Origin of the sequence: Streptomyces sp. Ag109_O5-1 (assembly GCF_003814875.1) — a bacterium.
In the GTDB taxonomy this organism is placed as follows: domain Bacteria; phylum Actinomycetota; class Actinomycetes; order Streptomycetales; family Streptomycetaceae; genus Streptomyces; species Streptomyces sasae.
This window is the reverse complement of record NZ_RKQF01000002.1, coordinates 60,961-80,415: the sequence shown is the minus strand read 5'-3', so window position 1 is coordinate 80,415 and position 19,455 is coordinate 60,961. Positions and strand designations below refer to the sequence as shown.

Below are 19,455 nucleotides of genomic sequence, written 5' to 3'. Positions count from 1 at the left end.
TCGGGTGACGGCCCGCCCGAGTGTGTGCGTGTTCCGCACCGACGGCAAGGACGCTTCGCGTCATCTGTACGTGGTCTCGGCGGGGACCGCCCCGCACCGGCGGCCGCCGACGGCATCACTGTCCCAGCGTCAATCGCAAATACCGATCGCTGCGCTCATATCTACACGTTGGAGAGGTTGGAGAGCTCCCCTCCATGCTCGGCTGCTGTCCACCGTGGTGATCTTCGTCGGTGCGCTGCTCGGTTCCCTCGCCATCCTGCACGGGTACACCGCCCTCCCGCTGCTCCTCGCGGCACTGCTGCTCGGCGTCGTCACCCTCCTTTCGTTCCGGCTGATACGGTCCGAGGCGGGGTGGACCGCCCCGCTGTAGGCGGTCGGCGCCGCACACGTTCCCGCGGGTGAGAGCGCAGCCCGCCCCGGAGCGCCCCGAGCCCACCGCCTGATCCGTGAGGCGGGGTGCTCGCGTCCCTGTAGGGGGCCGATGCCGTGCCCCGGATTTCCTCCCGGCGTCGATATCAGCGACGGAAGCAGGAGGCTCCGGGCGCCGCTCAAGAACACCGAAAATTGTCCAGTTTGTTTTGATTTGCACATGGGTCTAGTTTTTGTGTGTGCGGTCGTACCCGGCCGTCACCGTGATCAGTGATGCGTTAGCACAGGGCTAGGCAAGGGATGCACATGACCTTGCCCGGTGCCATCTGCGAAGGAGCGGACCGGTTTGCTCTGTGCGCAACAGGCTGGCATGCAGTTGCCAGTGGACGGACGTGCTCCGGACCGGCGCTGTTCCCAGGAGGGTCGTGGAGCCGTCACGGCTCGCGGCCGAGTGATTGCTGTCCAACCCTGACCTGCTCGTCCGGAAGGGCTCTCATGTCCGAGAATGACGAAGCAACAGTCGTCGACCCCAAGACCGACGAAGCATCCCGCTGCCCTGTCGTGAACGGCCAGGCGCCCTACCCGGCTCAGGGCGGGGGAAATCGTCAGTGGTGGCCGGACCGGCTGAACCTGAAGATGCTCTCCAAGAACACCTCCGCGAACCCCTACGGCGAGGACTTCAACTACGCGAAGGCCTTCGGTTCCCTGGACCTGCCCGCGGTCAAGCGGGACATCGCCGAGGTGCTCACCACTTCGCAGGACTGGTGGCCGGCCGACTTCGGGCACTATGGCCCGCTCATCATCCGCATGGCCTGGCACAGCGCCGGCACCTACCGCATCAGCGACGGCCGCGGCGGCGCGGGCGCGGGCCAGCAGCGCTTCGCTCCGATCAACAGCTGGCCGGACAACGCCAGCCTGGACAAGGCCCGCCGCCTGCTGTGGCCGGTCAAGCAGAAGTACGGCAAGAGCCTGTCCTGGGCCGACCTGATGATCCTCTCCGGCAACGTGGCCCTGGAGACCATGGGTTTTCACACCTTCGGCTTCGGCGGCGGCCGTGAAGACGCCTGGGAGTCCGACGAAGACGTCTACTGGGGCCCGGAGACCACCTGGCTCGGCGACGAGCGCTACACCGGCGACCGCAAGCTGGAGCAGCCCCTCGGTGCCACGCAGATGGGCCTGATCTACGTCAATCCGGAGGGCCCCAACGGCAACCCGGACCCGATCGCTGCAGCCCGCGACATCCGCGAGACGTTCCGCCGGATGGCGATGAACGACGAGGAGACCGTCGCCCTCATCGCCGGCGGCCACACCTTCGGAAAGACCCATGGCGCCGGGCATTCGGACCACGTCGGCCCCGCACCGGAGGCTGCGCCCATCGAGCAGATGGGCCTGGGCTGGAAGAACTCCCTGGGGACGGGCAGCGGCGACGACACGATCACGAGTGGCATCGAGGTCACCTGGACCGACACACCGACGACCTGGGACAACTCCTTCTTCGAGATCCTCTTCGGCTACGAGTGGGAACTCACCCAGAGCCCGGCCGGCGCCAACCAGTGGCGACCGAAGGACGGTGCCGGCGCCGACACCGTGCCCGATGCGCACGACCCCACCAAGCGCCACGCACCGAACATGCTGACCACGGACTTGGCACTGCGCTTCGACCCGATCTACGAACCCATCTGCCGACGGTTCAAGGACAACCCCGAGGAGTTCGCGGACGCCTTCGCCCGCGCGTGGTTCAAGCTGACCCACCGCGACATGGGTCCGATCGTCCGCTACCTCGGCCCCGAGGTCCCCAGCGAGATGCTGATCTGGCAGGACCCGCTACCCGCCGTGGACCACCCGCTGATCGACGACACAGACATCGCTGCTCTCAAGGAGCAGGTCCTCGCCTCCGGCCTGTCGGTGTCCGAGCTGGTCTCCACCGCCTGGTCCTCGGCCGCGTCGTTCCGGGGCAGCGACAAGCGCGGCGGTGCCAATGGCGCCCGCATCCGCCTGGAACCGCAAAGCGGCTGGGAGGCCAATGAGCCGGACCAGCTGGCGCGCGTACTGCGCGCGCTGGAGGGCATCCAGCGTTCCTTCAACGTCGCGCACAGTGGCGGCAAGCAGGTCTCGCTGGCCGACCTGATCGTGCTCGCCGGCGGTGCCGCGATCGAGAAGGCGGCCAAGGACGGCGGCATCGAGGTCCAGGTACCGTTCACCCCGGGGCGCGCCGACGCCCTTCAAGAGCAGACCGACGTCGAGGCCTTCGCCCCGCTGGAACCGTCCGCAGACGGCTTCCGCAACTACCTCGGCAAGAGCAACCGTCTGACCGCCGAGTACCTCCTGGTCGACAAGGCCAACCTGCTCAAGCTCAGCGCGAGCGAGATGACAGTCCTCGTCGGGGGACTGCGTGTGCTGGGAGCCAACCACCATCAATCGCCATCGGCCGGCGTCCTCACCACCCGGCGAGGCACCCTGACCAACGACTTCTTCGTCAACCTGCTCGATCAGGCCACCACATGGAAGCCACTGGCTGCTGGCGACACCACCGCCTTCGAGGGCTCTGACGCGGCCACGGGACAGACCAGGTGGACCGCCACCCGCGCCGACCTGATCTTCGGCTCCAATCCCGAACTGCGGGCCCTCGCCGAGGTATACGCAGCCGACGATGCCAAGGAGAAGTTCGTCCACGACTTCGCAGCAGCCTGGGCAAAAGTCATGGACCTAGACCGGTTCGACGTGACCTGAAGCCACACTTCCTCGGCTCAGCCGACGCATGCCGGCGCTGGTCATGCGTTGGCTGACCCGGATCGTGCCCCCCCCGGTGACAAAGCGAGTAGTCAACGACAAGGTGCGACAAACAGCTGATCTGCTTGTTGAGTGGCGCGGTCCTCGTCCCACCACCCCTGCGGCCCGTGATGGGGACGGCCGGCTTGAGATCTTCGGTACCAACGCCGCAGGACAGGTGTTCAACATGTGGCAGTGGACCCTGGGCGGCGCCTGGTCGGACTGGAACCAGTTCGACGGTGAACTCCGCCAGGTCGCGGCCCAGGCCAACCCGGACGGGCGGCTCGAACTCTTCGGTGTCAACGGCGGGCGCCATCGTCCACCGCTGGCAGCAGAGTCCGGGGAAGGACTGGTCGAGCTGGGCCGTCATCGACGGTGCACTCAGACCATGACCGGTCACCCAACCGTCACGCCCGTGAACTGTTCGGCAACGGGCTGACCGCCCTGTCTGCGTGAGGGTTCCGCCACGGCCCTGACGCCGCACGAGCGGGCGGCCCCGAATCCCCTCCCTGGCCCGGAGCTCACTCAACCTCCCCACTTACTGAGCCGAGGAGTAACGCCGGTCACTTTCGACGATCCCCTTCAAGGGGTGCAAGAGGAGACACGACCGGCGGCGCGCCGCAGGCCTCGGCGTGCGCGGCGAACGCCAGGTGGCCCAGCCGTGCCCCCGGCCAGGTTCTGCGCGGGCAGGGTGATCCGCAGCGGCGGCTCCGTCACCTGCGCGCCGGCGTGTACGGGTGTACGCAGCCGTCCGGCCGCCGGACCCGGCGAGGCGAGCGGGGCGACGGTGACGTCGCCCCCGAAGACGGGGCAGATCCCCGCGGCCGCGTTGGCGAAGCGGACCGTGCCCGCGCCAGTGCCCCGGTCGGTGAGCGCGAGTGTCGTCATCTGTCGGTGTACGGCGTTCTGCTGGCCCTGGCAAGATTTTCGTGGCCGGGGATCGCCACGGGGACGCGGCCTGGGGCTGGTTGACCTCGGTGACCGTGATGCCCTCATGGGGCAGACAGCGGGTGAGGGCGGCTCCGTAGGAGCCGCTGCATTCCACTCCGGCCCGCTGTAACTGGCCGAAAGCACGTGCCCAGGAAAGGAGTTGGGCAGCGCAGGATTCGCATCCCGGCCGACGGGCGTGTGGCGTGCGTTGAACCTTCCGATCCGATCCTGTGCGACAGCGGCGGGGGCGAGTCGGCCGCCGAGTGCGCTGAGCTCTTCGGGGCCGGGGCCGGGGCCGGGAAGGGGCGGCTGGACAGTCGGCGCGGAACTTGACCCGGGAGGTCTCCAGCAGGCCTCTGATGCGCCGGTCGGCGCCGTCGTATGCCGTGTTGCCAAGGGCTGTGGCATTCAGTCCGAGCGCGTGGCCGACAAGGTCGAGGAAATCCTCAAACGCTGACGGGACCGCAGCGCCGAACCCGATGGCCCATGCCCGGGCGTGCGTCATCGGTTCCTCGGCGAGGCCCGGTGCCGGTCAGGTGGTGCGGCATGTGGACTTGCATCGAGCCCGTTTCGTACGGAATGCCGCAGGTCGCCGGATCTGTTGCCGCGTTTTAGCGCCCGGCGCCGGCCGAGGCGGCCGCGTCGGCCGGGGTGTCGTGCAGACCCAGGCGCAGGTGCTCGACATGGTAGAGGGCCTGGTCGAGGAGTTCGGCGACGTGGTTGTCGTAGAGCGAGTAGACGATGGAACGGCCCTGTCGCTCGCCGGTGACGAGGCCGAGGTTGCGCAGGAGCCGGAGTTGGTGGGAGCAGGCGGAGGCTTCCATGCCGACGGCTTCGGCAAGGTCTCCGACCGCGCAGGGGCCTTCCTGGAGGCGGGCCAGGATGTAGAGCCGGGAGGGCGTGGCGAGGGCCTGGAGGGTGGCGGCGACATCGGTGGTGCCGACGGCGTCGAGGCGTTCGCGGGTGCTGGCACTGCTGGTGATGGTGTCGCGTCCGTGGCCCATACTCCTCATCATACCGGTGACACTTGAAGACCTGTTCATATGTTCCTGTACGGTGAAGGTGTTGCAGTTGTTCCGCCCGTGAAGGGTTGTTTTGTCATGTCTTCTGTCCTGGACCAGCAGCGGTCCGTACCGCCCGCCGGCGCCCGGCGGCCAGTTCCGCCCCGGCGCCGCACCCGTCTCCTGGCGCTGCCGGAGGCCCGGTGGGCGCTGGCGGCGCTGGTGCTGTTCCTGCTGGCCCTGCCGGTCCACCTGCTGGAGGGCCCGGCGTGGCTGTGGGGCACCCTGTTCGCCGCCACGTATGTCACCGGCGGGTGGGAGCCGGGCTGGGAGGGCTTGAAGGCCCTGAAGGACAAGATGCTGGACGTGGACCTGCTGATGGTCGTCGCCGCCCTCGGGGCCGCCGCGATCGGCCAGGTCCTCGACGGTGCGCTGCTGATCGTCATCTTCGCCACCTCCGGCGCCCTGGAAGCCGTCGCCACCGCCCGCACCGCCGACTCCGTGCGCGGCCTGCTCGACCTCGCCCCCGCCACCGCGACCCGGCTCCGGCCGGACGGCACCGAGGAGACGGTGGACACCGAACAGCTGTCGGTCGGGGACACGATCTGGGTTCGGCCGGGCGAGCGGGTCGGCGCGGACGGCCGGGTCCTCGACGGGGCCAGTGACGTGGACCAGGCCACCATCACCGGCGAGCCGCTGCCGGTGGCCAAGCAGGCAGGGGACGAGGTGTTCGCCGGCACCGTCAACGGCACCGGCGCCCTGCGGGTACGCGTCGAGCGCGACCCGTCGGACTCGGTGATCGCCCGCATCGTGAAGATGGTCGAGGAAGCGTCCGAGACCAAGGCCCCCACACAACTGTTCATCGAGAAGATCGAGCAGCGCTACTCGATCGGCATGGTCCTCGCGACCCTCGCCGTCTTCGCCATCCCGCTCGCCTTCACCGACAGCCTGCAGCCGGCGCTGCTGCGGGCCATGACGTTCATGATCGTGGCCTCGCCCTGCGCGGTGGTGCTCTCCACCATGCCGCCGCTGCTGTCCGCCATCGCCAACGCCGGCCGCCGCGGTGTACTCGCCAAATCCGCCGTCGTCATGGAGCGCCTCGGCCAGATCGACACCGTCGCCATGGACAAGACCGGCACCCTCACCGAAGGCACCCCCCACGTCACCGACCTGCGCCCCCTGCCCGGCAGCGGCCTGGACGAGGACTCACTCCTCGCGCTGGCGGCGTCCGCCGAGCACCCCAGCGAGCACCCGCTCGCCCGGGCCGTGGTCACCGCCGCCCGCAAACGCGGCCTGCTCCTGACCGATGCCGAAGACTTCACCTCCGCCCCCGGCCAGGGTGTCACCGCCACCGTCGACGGCCACACCGTCACGGTCGGCGCCCCGGCGCGGCTGCCGGCCGGTGCCGATCACCAGCCGCACCGGGCGGTGGTGGCCGAGCTGGAGGAGGCAGGCCGGACCGCGGTTGTCGTCCTGCGCGACCAGGCGCCGGTGGGCGTGCTGGGCATCGCGGACCGGCTGCGGCCGGACGCGGCAGCCACCGTCGCCGCCCTCACTCGCCTGACCGGCCGCACCCCCATCCTGCTGACCGGCGACAACGAACGCGCCGCAAGGCACCTGGCCGCCGAGGTAGGCATCACCGAGGTCCATGCCGGGCTGCTGCCCCAGGACAAGGTGAGGGCCGTCAAGGAGTGGGAAGCCCAGGGGTGCAAGGTCCTGGTCGTGGGCGACGGCGTCAACGACGCCCCCGCGCTGGCCGCCGCGCACTCCGGTATCGCGATGGGCAAGGCCGGCTCCGACCTCGCCCTGGAGACCGCCGACGCCGTGGTCGTCCGCGACGAGCTCGTCACCATCCCCTCGATCGTGCAGCTCTCCCGTACCGCACGCCGCCTCGTCATCCAGAACCTGGTCATCGCCGGGGCCTTCATTGCCGTCCTGGTCGCCTGGGACCTGATCGGCACCCTGCCCCTGCCCCTCGGTGTCGCCGGCCACGAGGGCTCCACCGTCATCGTCGGCCTCAACGGCCTGCGCCTGCTCCGCGAGGCCGCCTGGCCCCGACTCACCAAGGACACCGCATGAGCAAACGCACCCGCCGTGCCGCCCCCGTCCCCGGAGCCGCACGGCCCACCGTCACCGTCTGCCGCGGCTGCTGCTGCGGCACACCCAAGGTCTCCGGCCTCGACCACACCGCCCAGCTCCGCGACCTCCGCCAGGCTCTCGACGGCACGGCGACCGTACGCGTTACCGACTGCCTCGACGCCTGCGAACGCGCCAACGTCATCGTCGTCCAGCCCTCCGCCGAAGGCCGCAAGAACGGCGGCCGCCCCGTCTGGCTCGGCCTCGTCAACGACCCCGACGCCACCACCGACATCACCACCTGGATCAAGGACGGCGGTCCCGGCCTCACCGACCCGCCCGACATCCTCGACCTCTACACCTTCCGCCCCTCCCGCCGCGTCCAGGCCGAACTCCACGACGCATGACTCCCGTACCGCACCTGTCGTAAAGAAGATGATCCCCGTCCGAATCGGGCTGGCCATCTCGGATCACTGTCTTGACCCGAGATGCCGTTCTCCCTGGCCCCGCCCGGTGCCGTTCACGCGCGCCGGGTGGACCGGGGCGTCTGCAGCCCCAGGAGGACCGGCCCCGGCGGGCGCCGCCGAATCGATCTGGCCGATCTTGGCTTCCGCGCCGGCGAGGCTGACGCGCAGGCCCTCGATCTCGCCGAGCCAGCCCTCCCGCTCGGTTTCGGCGGTCCTGGCGACGAGATTCTCGCGGATCTCGGTCAGGCGCGGGCGCTGGGCGGGATCGGGCCGGGGCATGGAGCAGCGGATGCTGGCTTCTCTGGACTTCGCATTGAGACCCGGCAGTTGGGATGCCCTGGTTCTGGCTGGCCGCTCAGGGCAGCAACCGGCGGGTAGAGGTCCAGGCCAAGAGTTGATCGCGGGTCCGTCCAGCTGCCAGGTAGCCGAGCAGTGTCTCCAGATGGGCCGTCAGGTTCTTGTGCGACCGAAGCTGGCAGATCTGCTCGATGGCCAGGTCGCGCCATCCGTCGGCGAGGGCGGCAGCCTGTGCGGGCGTGATCGTCAGTGCGTCAAGCGTGTCGGCCGCCAGCGCGTCGGGGCTCCAGTCGGAGTCCGTGTCGTCCGGACCCAGCCTGTCGATCACCCACATCCGGAGCATGAAGTCCTGCTGGGTTACCCGCGTCGTGTGTCCCTCGCCGTCGGCGAGCATGAGCCGGTTGGCGAGCAACGACAGCTTCGCCCACTGGCGGCGGGCCTCTTGTGGGTGGGCGGAGTCGTAGGCATGTCCCTGCGCCACGACGCGTGCTGACTCAAGCTGCTGACCACGGGCGTTCTGGATGAACGTCTGCAGCTGGTCGAGTGTCCACGTGCTCGGATCGCGCCCGGTGTCATCTCGGCCTGCGTCGCTACTCACGGTCCGTGCTCCTGGTCGTAGGCATGCCGAGGCTGGTGGGGGCCGTCTGTGCCCGTCGGTTGATCTGACCGAGCTTGTCCTCGGCGTCGGCCAGGCTAACCCGCAGACCTTCGACCTCGCCGAGCCAGCCCTCGCGCTCCGCCTCGGCGATGCGGGCGATGAGGTTGTCGCGGATTTCGACGAGCCGTGCCTGTTGGGCGGGGTCTGGTGTCAGGAGTGAGCATCTGACGCAAGCGTGTAGCAGTCGCCCTTGGCCCGTTGGTCCTTCCGCGGCACGGAGGCGAACACACCAGCGACGAAGAACGCCAACGCCGCCCGGACTCGGGTCACTTCATGTGCGTTCACACACCCAACATGCTCCTGAACAGGCCCGACAAGAAGACCTAACGGTGTGTCAGTTCTCGTTGATGCTGGCCGAAGGGGGTGCGAGCCAGTCGAGACGAGGAAGACCACTGTGAGGGCCTGGGAGACCGAAGACGAGTTGTGGGCGCGCATAGAGCCGCTGCTGTCGGTCGTCCCGCGTAATCCGCGGCGTCCAGGGCGTGAGAGTCTGGACAGTCGCAAGGTGCCGTGCGGGATCCTGTTCGTGCTGTACACCGGGATCCGCTGGGAGTTTCTGCCCCAGGAACTGGGCTTCGGCTCGGGGATGACCTGCTGGCGACGGCTGCGGGACTGGAATGAGGCCGGGGTCCGGCAGAGCCAGCAGGGCGGGCCGGCCACCGGTCCGTCCCCGGTTGACCGGGGCGAGGTCGGCAGCAGGCACCACCTGATTGTCGAGGCACGTGGCATCTGGCTCGCGGCGATCACCACCGGCGGCCACCGCAACGACGTCACCCAACTTGATCCCGCTTATCCAAACTGTCCCGCCGATCCGCGGCAAATGCGGCCAGCCACTGCGCCGTCCCAAGCACTTATACGCCGACCGCAGTGCCGCACCTATACGCCGACTGCACTGCTTCGATCTTCGCAAGGGGGCGCCGCCGGCATCCCGTACCAGGTGAACCGCATCGTCCGCAGGGCCTGCTCGGACGCCGCGTCGCGGCCCGGTTCGTACTCGATGGATGCCGGCTCGGTGTTGCGCGTCAGCGGTGGTCGACGTAGGCGACGAATCCGCCCACTGTCAGACCCACCGCGCATCCGCGGCGGAAGGCCGCGTAGCGCATGCGCGGGGTGTGCTGCGCGTCGGTCATCGCATACGGTGCGCGGATCCCCAGTTCCACGCCGCACAGGCACACGACGTAGCCGTGACGCAGGGCGGCGGCCGCCCACTCGGGGTCGTGCGCGACCCAGGTCCGGGAGTAGATCTCACCGTCGGGCGTCCGCAGTTCCAGCCGGGAGTAGGTGTACCCGAGGCACTGATCCAGTTTTGGCTGTTCATCGGGTATCTCGTGCAGCTCCCATCCAGGGATCAGGCGCAGGTCGGAGAACTCGGGCGGCAGGCGCCTCATGCCGAACAGGATGGCGCCTTCGATCTGCGGTTCCTCGGGCATGTCGTCGAGCGAGGCTCCCATCGGCATGACGAACCCGAAGTCGCCCACGCCCACGGCGCGACGGAACTCGAAGAGGGCAGTGGGCATGTGACGTGTCCGCATGTGATCGAGGGTGACCGTGCCTTCCGCGGTGTCCAGAACCATCAGCACGCGCCCGAGCCGCAGCGCGGGGTCGTCGCTGAACAGGATCCGCCCGTGGTCGTCGACCTGTTCGAACTGATGCCGCCTCATCTCCTACAGCCCTTCGGTTGGTTGCCGCCCTTCCGCGTCCGCGAAGGTGACGGCTGGATGTTCAACCATCCTATTGAAGGATCGTTGAACAATCCATACATTGGAACGCGCGCACCACCCAGGCAGCGGTTTCATCAAGAACGGTGGTGAGGTTGAGCGTGGAGGGAGTACGCACAAGGCGGATACGCGTGGGCCGACGTGTGCTGGTGGGCGCCGCAAGCAACGGCGCGGCGTTGGCGCTGTGGGCGATCGTGCGTCTGATCGAGCGCACGGCCTTCGTCGCGCACGCCCAGTGGATCAACGCGCTGTGCGCGCTGGCGATCCTCCTCGGCTGCGTGTTCCTGTGCGTGTGCTGGTACTTGGACCTCCGGTGGCTGCTGTGTGCGGTGTGCCTCTTCGGGGTGCTGATCCTGCAGAACCTGGAGCTGGATCAGCAGGCACTGCACCAGCACGGGCGTACCGAACACGTCAGGGTCCGACAGATTCAGTGGTCCGCCGGCGACGGCATGGATCCGGGCGTCCACCGCTACACGGTCACCGTTGTCGACGGCCCGCCGCTGGCTCCGTTCGAGGAGAACGGGCTCATGGGCTGGAACTGGGTGGTAGGCGGCACTTATACGGTGACTGTCGATCCGCAGGGCAGTGCCCCGCTCGGCCGGGGGGACAGGCCCGGGCCTCCGGTGATCCAGCAGTTCCTGCAGATCCCGCTCGTCCTCGGCCTGGCCTTCGCCCTGTGGCGGCCCGCAGGCCTGCTCCTGCGCCGACAACGCGAAGACCGCGTCCGGGCCTGAGTCCCGCCGTACGCACCATCTGCCCGACACGGCCGAGAACCGTGCCGGGCAGATGGCATATAGGTAGGCCCAGTCGATATTCGGCTCTGGCTACATCCTTGAGGGCCGGCCAGCCCTAGTCCAGCATGCGTTCCGCGCTGTCGGGCACCCAGGGAAAGGGAACGTCGGGCTATCGTATCGAGGCCCACTCGTCCACATCGACAGCGAGAACGGCATCGATGAAGACCTGTGGCGGGCAGTAGCCATGGTCGGTGACGTAGTGAGTGATGAGGGAGGGAGCGGCATAGGCGATGCCGGGCTTGCCCGGAATCCGAACTTCCCCGTTTCCCTCCGGGGCGTCCTCCTCACGACACAGGTCGCACCTGTGCACGCCCAGGCATACGTTCATCCACTGGACCTTCTGAGTGGGCGTTTGATGTTGATTCGCATCGACCGTTTTGCAGCACTTTGCCTGACTTTATTGCCAATGTCATGGCATGAAATACCTGGAAGATCTCTACTGGTAGGGGTCTTCCATCCCATTGCTAAACCAGACGGAACTTGAGCGGCACGTGCGAACCAAACGGGCGGTCCGATCGCCACCTCGGAGCGCGCGAATGCGCTCCTACAGGTCAAAGCCTCACGAAAGCCGCAGACCTTAAAGTGGACACATCCTTACCAATCATCACTAAACACCCTCTGAGTGGACGTTAAGTCCGATCTTCCTGGGTTCGTGATCGCTCGATCGTGGGACTGGTCGTCTCGCGGGCCGCATGTTGGGCATGTCCATGTTGAGATGCGGGGCATGGAGCGAGAGCCGTACCCCAGCGACTTATCGGACGAGCAGTGGCTGTTGATCGAGCCGATGGTCACGGCCTGGAAGCGGGAGAGGGTGGCGCGGTCGGCGACCGGGGACCCCGGGTCCTGCGACCTGCGGGAGGTGGTGAACGCGATCTTCTGTCAGAACCGGACGGGCTGCCAGTGGCGGTATCTGCCCCATGACCTGCCTGCCTGGTCGGCGGTGTTCTACTACTTCGGCCTGTGGCGCGAGGACGGCCTTGACCAGCGGGTCCAGGAGCTCTTGCGCTGCCAAGTACGGGAGAGGGCCCGGCGATGAGAGGACCTGTCCCTCGTGATCATCGACACCCAGTCCGTCCGTGCGGCGGCGGGTGTCCCGAAGATCACGACGGGACTGGACGCGAACAAGAAGGTCTCGGGCCGCAAGCGGGGGCTGGCCGTGGATGTTCTGGGGCTGATCATCGGGGTTGTCGTGCTGGCCGCCTCCGCGCATGACAACGCCGCCGGCACCGCCCTGCTCGACCAGGCCGCCGAGAAATGCGGGATGCGCCTGGAGAAGGCCCTGGTCGACCAGGGCTTCAAGGACCACGTCGTCATCCATGGCGCCCTGTTGGACATCGACGTCGAGGTCGTCCGCCGCAACCCTGCTGACCAGGGCAAAGGCTTCGTCCCACAGCCGAAAAGGTGGATCGTGGAGCAGGTCAACGGCACGTTGATGCTGCACCGCCGCCTGGCCCGCGAGTACGACCACCGCCCCGACGCCTCGGCTTCGCGCGTCTACTGGGCGTCCATCGCGAACATGACCCGCCGCCTCACCACGCCGAGTCCGGCCTGGCGCGACACCCTCGGACTGGCAGCGTGAACATCATCGAGCTCCTGGCAGGCCTCCAGGCCCAGCACGACCGGACCGCAGCACGAGCCGGTGAACTACGCGACCAGATCGAGCACTTGACCGCCACCCTGGCCGAGACCGAAGCACGACTCGCGGACCTGGTCACTACCCGGAAGGTCATCGCCGAACTCACCCCGGCCAGAGATGAACCCGAGCAGCCCGAAACGAACTCCGCCTACCAGGCCATCGTGAACGCCTTCAACCAACACCCCGACCAGGAGTTCCGAGCCCGTGAGCTGCACGAACTCCTCGGCATGCCCACCGACGAGGCATCGGTCAACGTCACCCGTGCTCGCCTCGGACGCCTCACCCGCCAAGGCTTCCTCACCCAACCCGGGCGAGGCCGCTACCAGAAACGGACTTAACGTCCACTGACGGAAGCCACGTCGGTGGCGAAGCGCCGTTCGATCACACTCAGGACCGTCTCCCGGCTGATCGCTCGGTTGAACTTTGCCCCGTCGGGGCCGTCGACGATCGCGGGATCGAACCGCCCTGCGTTGAACAGCGCGCATCCCCGGAGCAGTTGCGTGGTGCCGACGTAGTTGGGTAGCGGGCAGCCGAACAACTCGGTGTCCCAGCCCGGGACCATGCAGCGGGGTTGCCGATGTTCGGGAAACGGGGCGTGTGGGTACAGCGCTGCGGTACGGGCGAGACTGTTGAACTCCGCGGCTTGCCAGGCTCCCTGCCCTCCACCCAGGCGCATCATGAAGTCCCGGAGGCGGACCGTGGGTTCGTCCGTGCCGCCAGAGCCCAGGGTGTGTACTTCGTCGACGGGCTTCTCAGCCAGGGCTGTGGCTGCTCAGGTGCGCCGTAGCGGGCTGCCGCTGCGGCGATCAGCGGCGGCAGTGAGCTGGGACGATGGCGCTGGATGCGTTGGCGGTATTCGGCCTCCGTCACCAGCCGGTCATCGGGGCCTTCCTTCGTGGATACCCCGGCCTTCAGGCCGGGGAGGAAACGAAGCTCCTGCGGGGCAGGGCGGAGAAAGCCGGTTCGCCGCCAGGGCGGACCGGCGTCCGTTCCCACGAACCGGCAGATGGTCACAAGCTGACGTGATAATTTGTGAGCCATGCCCACTCACGTGAAGCGGGCGTTCAAGTACCGCTTCTATCCGACTGACGCGCAGGCAGCCGAGCTGTCGCGCACGTTCGGATGTGTGCGGAAGGTCTACAACCTGGCCCTTGCGGCGCGCACGGAAGCGTGGACGAGGCAGGAGCGGGTGAACTACAACCAGACGTCGGCGATGCTGACGGCCTGGAAGAAGACCGAGGAACTCGCATATCTCAACGAGGTCTCCGCCGTCCCGCTCCAGCAGGCCCTGCGGCACCTCCAGACGGCGTTCGCGAACTTCTTCGGCAAGCGGGCGAAGTACCCGCGTTTCAAGTCGCGGAAGAAGTCGCGGAAGTCGGCGGAGTACACCACCAGCGCGTTCCGGTTCCGGGACGGCAGGCTGACCCTGGCGAAGACGGCGGAGCCGCTCGACATCGTGTGGTCCCGTCCACTGCCCGAGGGGGCGTCGCCGTCCACCGTGACGGTGTCGCAGGACGCGGCCGGACGCTGGTACGTGTCCCTGCTGTGTGAGGACCCGTCCGTCCAGCCGCTTGCACCCACAGACGCGGCCGTCGGTGTCGACGTCGGCCTCGGCCACCTGCTGACCCTCTCCACCGGGGAGAAGGTCTCCAACCCCCGGCACGAGCGGCGCGACCGAGCCCGCCTTGCCAAGGCGCAGCGCCGGCTTGCCCGCAAGGTCAAGGGTGACGGAGCGAACCGGGCCAAGGCGCGCCGGACGGTGGCCAGGGTCTACGCCCGCATCACCGACCGCAGGCGCGACCACCTGCACAAACTCACCACTCGTCTCGTTCGTGAAAACCAAACGATCGTGATCGAGGACCTCGCCGTTCGGAACATGGTGAAGAACGGCAGCCTGGCCCGCGCCATCAGCGACGCGGCCTGGTCGGATTTCCGGAGCATGCTGGAGTACAAGGCTCAGTGGTACGGCCGCGAAGTGATCGCGATCGACCGATGGTTCCCGTCCTCCAAGCTGTGCTCCGTCTGCGGCACCTTGCAGGACAAGATGCCGCTGCACGTCCGTGAGTGGACGTGCGACTGCGGGACGATCCACGACCGGGACGTGAACGCGGCGAAGAACATTCTGGCCGTCGGGCTGACGGCGTCTGTCTGTGGAGCTGGTGTGAGACCTCAACGGAGTACTCCGGGCGGGCAGTCGGCTGTGAAGCAGAAAACCCCACGGCGCGAGCCGTAGGAATCCCCCTCCTTCAGGAGGGGGAGGAAGTCAAACAGGTACGCAGCCATCCCGCCATGGTCCTCGCGGCGAAGGGATTCTTCGAGGGGTTTCCCTTCGCTCGGCTATGTACGACAACCAGGACGTCGGTCTGGGGCGGTCCCCGAAGGGGCTGGGAGAAGATCTTCTCCCAGATTTCTCCCAGAGACAGAGAAGTGGCGAGGCGGTGGAATCTGCCTGCTCAGTGTTGCGGGGGCGAGATTGCGCTTCGCTGCAGGGCGGCCAACTGGGTGTCAGAACGGGCCGTGGAGACTGCCCAGTCTGTCGGTCAGGCGCAGGTTCTCGGAGTAGTCGACGGGACAGGCGATCACGGAGACGGTGTCGTCGTCGAGGGCGCGGCGCAGTACAGGCAGCAGCTGGTCGGCGGCCTCGACGGCGTAGCCGCGTGCGCCGAAGCTTTCGGCGTAGGCGACCAGGTCGGGATTGGTGAACCGGGTGTGGCTGTGGCGGCCGAGTTCGAGTTCCATCTTCCAGGTGATCAAGCCGTATTCCTCGTCCACCAGGACGAGGACGACCAACGGGATGCGCTCACGGACGGCGGTCTCCAGTTCCTGCGAGTTCATCAGGAACGAACCGTCGCCCATCATCGCCAGAACTCGTCGGTCCGGCCGGGCGACTTTGGCGGCGATGGCGCCCGGCAGCGCGAACCCCATGGTGGACAGGCCGTTGGAGACCAGGCAGGTGTCCGGTTCGTAGGTCGGGTAGAGGCGGGACATCCACATTTTTCCGGCGCCGGTGTCGGCGAGCACGATGTCGTGACGGTCCAGCGCCGTGCGGACATCGGTGACCACCCGCTGCGGCACCAGGGGGAAGGCGTCACTGTCGCGTCCGTACTGGAGTTCTTCGTCGAGCAGCGTACGGATCTTCTCGGTGCCTGCCGAGTCGTAGGTGAATCCGTCGGGCAGTGCTGCCGCCAGTGCGTCCAGCGCCTGTGAGGGGTCCCCTTTGACGCCCACTGCCACCGGGTAGTGGGCGTCCACCTCGGCGGGGAAGCGGTGCACGTGAAGGATCCGCTTGTCGCCGTTCGGGTTGATCTTGACCGGGTCGAACTCCTGGATCTCGTAGCCCACGCAGATCAGTACGTCGGCCGCGTCGAAGCCGAAGTTGCCGTAGTCGTGGCGCATGAAGCCGACCGCTCCGAGGGCGTTGGGGTGGTCGTCGGGGAAGACACCCTTGCCGTGAAACGTCGTCGCGACCGGGATGTTCAGTCGTTCGGCGAACCGCACCAGGGCGGCCGAGGCCCCAGCTCTGGCGGCACCGTGGCCCGCCAGCACGACGGGGTGCCGAGCCGTGGCAAGCACCTCGACCGCCCGCGCGATCTGGGAGAGGGACGGCGCATCGGCACGCACCGTGTCGATCTGCAGGGGTGCCAGCGGTTCGGCGGGACGCTCCGCTTCGATGTCCTCCGGCACGGCCAGGAACACGGAACCGGGGCGCTCGCTCTGCGCGGTCTTGAACGCTTTGCGGGTCATCTCCGGCACCGCGTCCGGACACTCGATCTGGGCCGCCCACTGGGTGACGGGGGCGAACATCGACACCAGGTCGATGACCTGGTGCGACTCCTTGTGGGTACGGCGCAGGGAGCCCTGGGCGGCCAGGGCGACCATCGGCGCGCTGTTGGTCATGGCGTCCGCGGTGCCGAGCAGCAGATTGATCGCACCGGGTCCCAAGGTGGCCGAGCACACTCCGGCCCGGCCGGTCAGCCGCCCGTAGATCTCCGCCATGAACGAGGCGGCCTGCTCATGGCGCACCAGGATGTACCGGATCCCGGAGCCGTTCAGCGCGTCGACGAAGCGGATGTTCTCCTCGCCGGGAATCCCGAAGACGTACTCCACGCCCTCGGCCCGCAGACAACGCACCAGGAGATGCGCGACGTCCTCCACTGCTGCCGTGTTTCGCGACTCGGTCGCGCCCTGGGTGCCCATGGGCCGAACGTAGGCACGCTCGCCTGTCTCGGCCACTGATCCGGCGCCGAACGGGGGTGGCCGCTAGGGGTATCGCCCCCGGCAGCGTCAGCTCATGCATCGGGTCAATGCCAGGCCCGTCTGGGTGCGCTGCGGTGGCGGCTGCCGCGTTCGGCCTGCACGGTGGCTCTGGATGTGGACGTGCCGCCGCGCATCGTGCAGCGGCAGGGCTCTGGGAGGACTGTGTGACCGCTTCGTCGCCCGCCACCGACGCACCACCGGCCCGGTACGACGACCTGCGTGCTCTGGTGATCAACTGCACCCTGAAGCGTTCGCCGGAGACGAGCAACACCCAGGGGCTGATCGACCGGAGCACCGCGATCCTGGATGCGCAGGGAGTGCACGTCGATGTCATCCGGGCCGTGGACCACGACATCGCCACCGGTGTGTGGCCCGACATGACGGAACACGGCTGGGAGACGGACGCCTGGCCGGACCTGTACCAGCAGGTCCAGGCCGCCGACATCCTCGTGCTGGCCGGCCCCATCTGGCTGGGCGACAACAGCTCCGTGATGAAGCAGGTGATCGAACGTCTCTACGCGTGCTCCAGCCTGCTCAACGAAGCGGGCCAGTACGCCTATTATGGCCGTGTCGGCGGCTGCCTGATCACCGGCAACGAGGACGGCGTCAAGCACTGCGCCATGAACGTCCTCTACAGCCTGCAACACCTCGGATACACCATCCCGCCCCAGGCGGACGCCGGATGGATCGGCGAGGCCGGCCCCGGCCCCTCGTACCTCGATCCTGGCTCCGGCGGCCCGGAGAACGACTTCACCAACCGCAACACCACCTTCATGACCTGGAACCTGCTGCACCTGGCCCGCGCGCTGAAGGACCTCGGCGGCATTCCGGCCTACGGCAACCAGCGCACCGCCTGGGACGCCGGCTGCCGCCGCGACTATGAAAACCCGGAACACCGATAGCGACCCCGGTGGCCGGGCAGCCACTCGCCCCGGGGAGCAGACAGCTCACCTGGCCCGCGCCGGCCGGCATGAGCCTCGTTCGTTCAGAAGCCGGTCGTGACATGCCCCGTCGCGGAAGTCGCTCGCCGATGGAAGGAGACGCCGATGGCAAGTAGCGGATTGCCCTCGGGCTCGACCCCATCGAGTGGATCGCGACGCCAAAAACCAGCCGGGAAGCGTGTGGGGGAGCGGCTGAAGCGTGTGCGCACCGCTGGGGCGGCTGCGGTGTCGGTGGCCGCCGCCCGTACTCGTGCGGCGGCGCACCGTGTCGGGCAGCTGCCTCCGCCTCCGGGGCCGTTCCGCCCCGGATTCTGGCGCAGTCCGATCCGCGGGCCCTGGCTGACATCGGTATTCGGCCTGGTTCTACTGGTCGGCATTCCGCTGCTGTTCATCACCGGACTGCTTTCCTACGCCGCCTACAACCCCGATCTGAGCCCCCTCAACGACGAGACCCCCGACAAGGGCGTCCTGGGCTTCTACCTCTTCAGCTGGCCCACCCACCCGTACTGGCTCTACCGGCTGCTCCAGGGCGTGCACGTGACGCTGGGCGTGGTGCTCGTGCCGGTGCTGCTGGCCAAGTTGTGGTCGGTGATCCCGAAGCTGTTCGAATGGCTGCCGGTACGCTCCCTCGCCCACGGCCTGGAGAGGCTGTCCCTGCTGATGCTGGTCGGCGGCGTCATCTTCGAATTCGTCACCGGAATCCTCAACATCCAGCTCTACTACGTCTTCCCTGGCTCGTTCTACCGCCTGCACTTCTACGGCGCCTGGGTGTTCATCGCCGCCTTCGTCGTCCACGTGTGCCTGAGACTGGGCCGGATGACCCGGGCCCTGCGCTCGCGCAGCCTGGGCGCCGAGCTGCGCACCGACCTCGCCCACACCGTGTCCGAACCTCCCGATCCCGACGGCCTGGTGGCGGTCGCCCCCGCCCCGCCGACGATGACCCGCCGCGGCGCACTCGGCATGGTGGGCGCGGGATCGCTGCTCCTCCTCGTCGTGACCGCCGGACAGAGCATCGGCGGCTGGCTGCGCGGCACAGCTCTGCTCGCACCGCACAACCGCGATCCGGGCACCGGCCCGAACAGCTTCCAGATCAACAAGACGGCGGCGAAGGTCGGCGTCACCCCCGCGCTCGTCGGCCCCACCTGGCGGCTGGAGGTGCACGGGCGTGGAGCGCCACGGGTGTTCACCCGCGAGCAGCTCCTGGCGATGCCCCAGCACGCCGCCGCACTGCCGATCGCCTGCGTGGAGGGCTGGTCCACCGAGGACCAGCACTGGAGCGGCCTACGGCTGGCCGACCTCGCCGCCCTGTCCGGCCTGCCTGGTGCGGGAAGCGTCCTGGTCCAGTCGATCCAGCCCCCCGGCCCCTTCACCAGGGTGGTGCTGCGGGGCAACCAGATCCGCGACCCCCGAGCGCTGCTCGCCCTCCGTGTCAACGGCGCGGACCTCTCGCTCGACCACGGCTATCCGGCCCGCATCATCGTCCCGGCCAACCCCGGCGTGAACAACACCAAATGGGTTCACCGGCTCACCTTCAGGACGTGA

Annotated in this window: 17 protein-coding genes and 2 pseudogenes; 12 read left to right on the top strand and 7 right to left on the bottom strand. The window is 68.1% G+C overall.

What is annotated here, in order from left to right; translation table 11 throughout:
• Positions 1 to 214: 214 nt before the first annotated feature.
• From EDD90_RS56220 to EDD90_RS53590, 3 genes are all read left to right on the top strand, one after another.
• Positions 215 to 370, top strand: coding sequence for a hypothetical protein (locus EDD90_RS56220; protein ID WP_185149727.1), 156 nt, complete (start codon positions 215 to 217; stop codon positions 368 to 370).
• A gap of 494 nt (positions 371 to 864) precedes the next feature.
• Complete coding sequence (gene katG, locus EDD90_RS53595) at positions 865 to 3,099, top strand: catalase/peroxidase HPI (RefSeq protein ID WP_123982638.1); 2,235 nt, start codon at positions 865 to 867, stop codon at positions 3,097 to 3,099.
• Between the two features lie 28 nt (positions 3,100 to 3,127).
• Complete coding sequence (locus EDD90_RS53590) at positions 3,128 to 3,577, top strand: hypothetical protein (RefSeq protein WP_123982637.1); 450 nt, start codon at positions 3,128 to 3,130, stop codon at positions 3,575 to 3,577.
• Positions 3,578 to 3,720: 143 nt separating this feature from the next.
• Here the strand turns inward: EDD90_RS53590 and EDD90_RS56215 are convergent, their stop codons facing one another.
• Together EDD90_RS56215 and EDD90_RS53580 are read right to left on the bottom strand one after the other, a co-directional pair.
• On the bottom strand, positions 3,721 to 4,026 hold the full coding sequence (locus tag EDD90_RS56215; RefSeq protein ID WP_185149726.1) for a hypothetical protein: 306 nt from the start codon (positions 4,024 to 4,026) through the stop codon (positions 3,721 to 3,723).
• Positions 4,027 to 4,679: 653 nt separating this feature from the next.
• Complete coding sequence (locus EDD90_RS53580) at positions 4,680 to 5,072, bottom strand: metalloregulator ArsR/SmtB family transcription factor (RefSeq protein WP_123982633.1); 393 nt, start codon at positions 5,070 to 5,072, stop codon at positions 4,680 to 4,682.
• 96 nt (positions 5,073 to 5,168) lie between these two features.
• Between EDD90_RS53580 and EDD90_RS53575 the strand changes: the two genes are divergently transcribed.
• Complete coding sequence (locus EDD90_RS53575; RefSeq protein ID WP_123982631.1) at positions 5,169 to 7,148, top strand: heavy metal translocating P-type ATPase; 1,980 nt, start codon at positions 5,169 to 5,171, stop codon at positions 7,146 to 7,148.
• Entirely contained in the window at positions 7,145 to 7,552 is a 408-nt protein-coding gene (locus tag EDD90_RS53570; protein WP_123982629.1) for a (2Fe-2S) ferredoxin domain-containing protein, read from the top strand. The genes EDD90_RS53575 and EDD90_RS53570 overlap by 4 nt, the downstream gene beginning before the upstream one ends.
• A 63-nt stretch (positions 7,553 to 7,615) precedes the next feature.
• Here EDD90_RS53570 and EDD90_RS53565 read toward each other — a convergent pair whose 3' ends face one another.
• Together EDD90_RS53565 and EDD90_RS53560 are read right to left on the bottom strand one after the other, a co-directional pair.
• A complete protein-coding gene (locus EDD90_RS53565) occupies positions 7,616 to 7,891 on the bottom strand; it encodes a hypothetical protein (RefSeq protein WP_185149725.1) in 276 nt (91 codons plus the stop codon).
• 76 nt (positions 7,892 to 7,967) lie between these two features.
• A complete protein-coding gene (locus EDD90_RS53560; RefSeq protein WP_123982627.1) occupies positions 7,968 to 8,507 on the bottom strand; it encodes a hypothetical protein in 540 nt (179 codons plus the stop codon).
• Between the two features lie 454 nt (positions 8,508 to 8,961).
• Here EDD90_RS53560 and EDD90_RS59380 point away from each other — a divergent pair.
• Positions 8,962 to 9,198: pseudogene (locus EDD90_RS59380) on the top strand (transposase); the annotation flags it as partial.
• Between the two features lie 391 nt (positions 9,199 to 9,589).
• Here the strand turns inward: EDD90_RS59380 and EDD90_RS53545 are convergent.
• Positions 9,590 to 10,228 carry a hypothetical protein gene (locus EDD90_RS53545; protein WP_123982625.1) on the bottom strand — a complete coding sequence of 213 codons (639 nt, stop codon included), beginning with the start codon at positions 10,226 to 10,228 and terminating at the stop codon, positions 9,590 to 9,592.
• A gap of 188 nt (positions 10,229 to 10,416) precedes the next feature.
• On the opposite strand from EDD90_RS53545, the gene EDD90_RS53540 reads away from it, so the two are divergent.
• From EDD90_RS53540 to EDD90_RS53525, 3 genes and pseudogenes are all read left to right on the top strand, one after another.
• A complete protein-coding gene (locus tag EDD90_RS53540) occupies positions 10,417 to 11,019 on the top strand; it encodes a hypothetical protein (RefSeq protein WP_123982623.1) in 603 nt (200 codons plus the stop codon).
• A gap of 784 nt (positions 11,020 to 11,803) precedes the next feature.
• Positions 11,804 to 12,658: pseudogene (locus EDD90_RS53530) on the top strand (IS5 family transposase).
• Positions 12,655 to 13,053: a hypothetical protein gene (locus EDD90_RS53525; RefSeq protein ID WP_185148978.1), complete on the top strand. Its 399-nt coding sequence runs from the start codon at positions 12,655 to 12,657 to the stop codon at positions 13,051 to 13,053. Before EDD90_RS53530 ends, EDD90_RS53525 begins: the two are co-directional and overlap by 4 nt.
• Here EDD90_RS53525 and EDD90_RS53520 read toward each other — a convergent pair.
• Complete coding sequence (locus EDD90_RS53520) at positions 13,050 to 13,277, bottom strand: hypothetical protein (protein WP_123982621.1); 228 nt, start codon at positions 13,275 to 13,277, stop codon at positions 13,050 to 13,052. The two genes, EDD90_RS53525 and EDD90_RS53520, sit on opposite strands and share 4 nt — an antisense overlap.
• 477 nt (positions 13,278 to 13,754) lie before the next feature.
• Here EDD90_RS53520 and EDD90_RS53515 point away from each other — a divergent pair, with 477 nt between their 5' ends.
• Positions 13,755 to 14,948: an RNA-guided endonuclease TnpB family protein gene (locus tag EDD90_RS53515; protein WP_123974717.1), complete on the top strand. Its 1,194-nt coding sequence runs from the start codon at positions 13,755 to 13,757 to the stop codon at positions 14,946 to 14,948.
• Between the two features lie 272 nt (positions 14,949 to 15,220).
• Here EDD90_RS53515 and EDD90_RS53510 read toward each other — a convergent pair whose 3' ends face one another.
• Entirely contained in the window at positions 15,221 to 16,912 is a 1,692-nt protein-coding gene (locus EDD90_RS53510) for an acetolactate synthase large subunit (RefSeq protein WP_123982619.1), read from the bottom strand.
• Between the two features lie 224 nt (positions 16,913 to 17,136).
• On the opposite strand from EDD90_RS53510, the gene EDD90_RS53505 reads away from it, so the two are divergent.
• Entirely contained in the window at positions 17,137 to 17,874 is a 738-nt protein-coding gene (locus tag EDD90_RS53505; RefSeq protein ID WP_123982617.1) for a flavodoxin family protein, read from the top strand.
• A gap of 270 nt (positions 17,875 to 18,144) precedes the next feature.
• Positions 18,145 to 19,455 carry a molybdopterin-dependent oxidoreductase gene (locus EDD90_RS53500; RefSeq protein WP_398929052.1) on the top strand — a complete coding sequence of 437 codons (1,311 nt, stop codon included), beginning with the start codon at positions 18,145 to 18,147 and terminating at the stop codon, positions 19,453 to 19,455.

Excerpts from the sequence above, each read along its gene's own strand:
- katG (WP_123982638.1), top strand. The coding sequence starts at position 865 with ATGTCCGAGAATGACGAAGCAACAGTCGTCGACCCCAAGACCGACGAA.
- EDD90_RS53590 (WP_123982637.1), top strand. The coding sequence starts at position 3,128 with ATGCCGGCGCTGGTCATGCGTTGGCTGACCCGGATCGTGCCCCCCCCG.
- EDD90_RS56215 (WP_185149726.1), bottom strand. The coding sequence starts at position 4,026 with ATGACGACACTCGCGCTCACCGACCGGGGCACTGGCGCGGGCACGGTC.
- EDD90_RS53580 (WP_123982633.1), bottom strand. The coding sequence starts at position 5,072 with ATGGGCCACGGACGCGACACCATCACCAGCAGTGCCAGCACCCGCGAA.
- EDD90_RS53575 (WP_123982631.1), top strand. The coding sequence starts at position 5,169 with ATGTCTTCTGTCCTGGACCAGCAGCGGTCCGTACCGCCCGCCGGCGCC.
- EDD90_RS53570 (WP_123982629.1), top strand. The coding sequence starts at position 7,145 with ATGAGCAAACGCACCCGCCGTGCCGCCCCCGTCCCCGGAGCCGCACGG.
- EDD90_RS53565 (WP_185149725.1), bottom strand. The coding sequence starts at position 7,891 with ATGCCCCGGCCCGATCCCGCCCAGCGCCCGCGCCTGACCGAGATCCGC.
- EDD90_RS53545 (WP_123982625.1), bottom strand. The coding sequence starts at position 10,228 with ATGAGGCGGCATCAGTTCGAACAGGTCGACGACCACGGGCGGATCCTG.
- EDD90_RS53520 (WP_123982621.1), bottom strand. The coding sequence starts at position 13,277 with ATGGTCCCGGGCTGGGACACCGAGTTGTTCGGCTGCCCGCTACCCAAC.
- EDD90_RS53515 (WP_123974717.1), top strand. The coding sequence starts at position 13,755 with ATGCCCACTCACGTGAAGCGGGCGTTCAAGTACCGCTTCTATCCGACT.
- EDD90_RS53510 (WP_123982619.1), bottom strand. The coding sequence starts at position 16,912 with ATGGGCACCCAGGGCGCGACCGAGTCGCGAAACACGGCAGCAGTGGAG.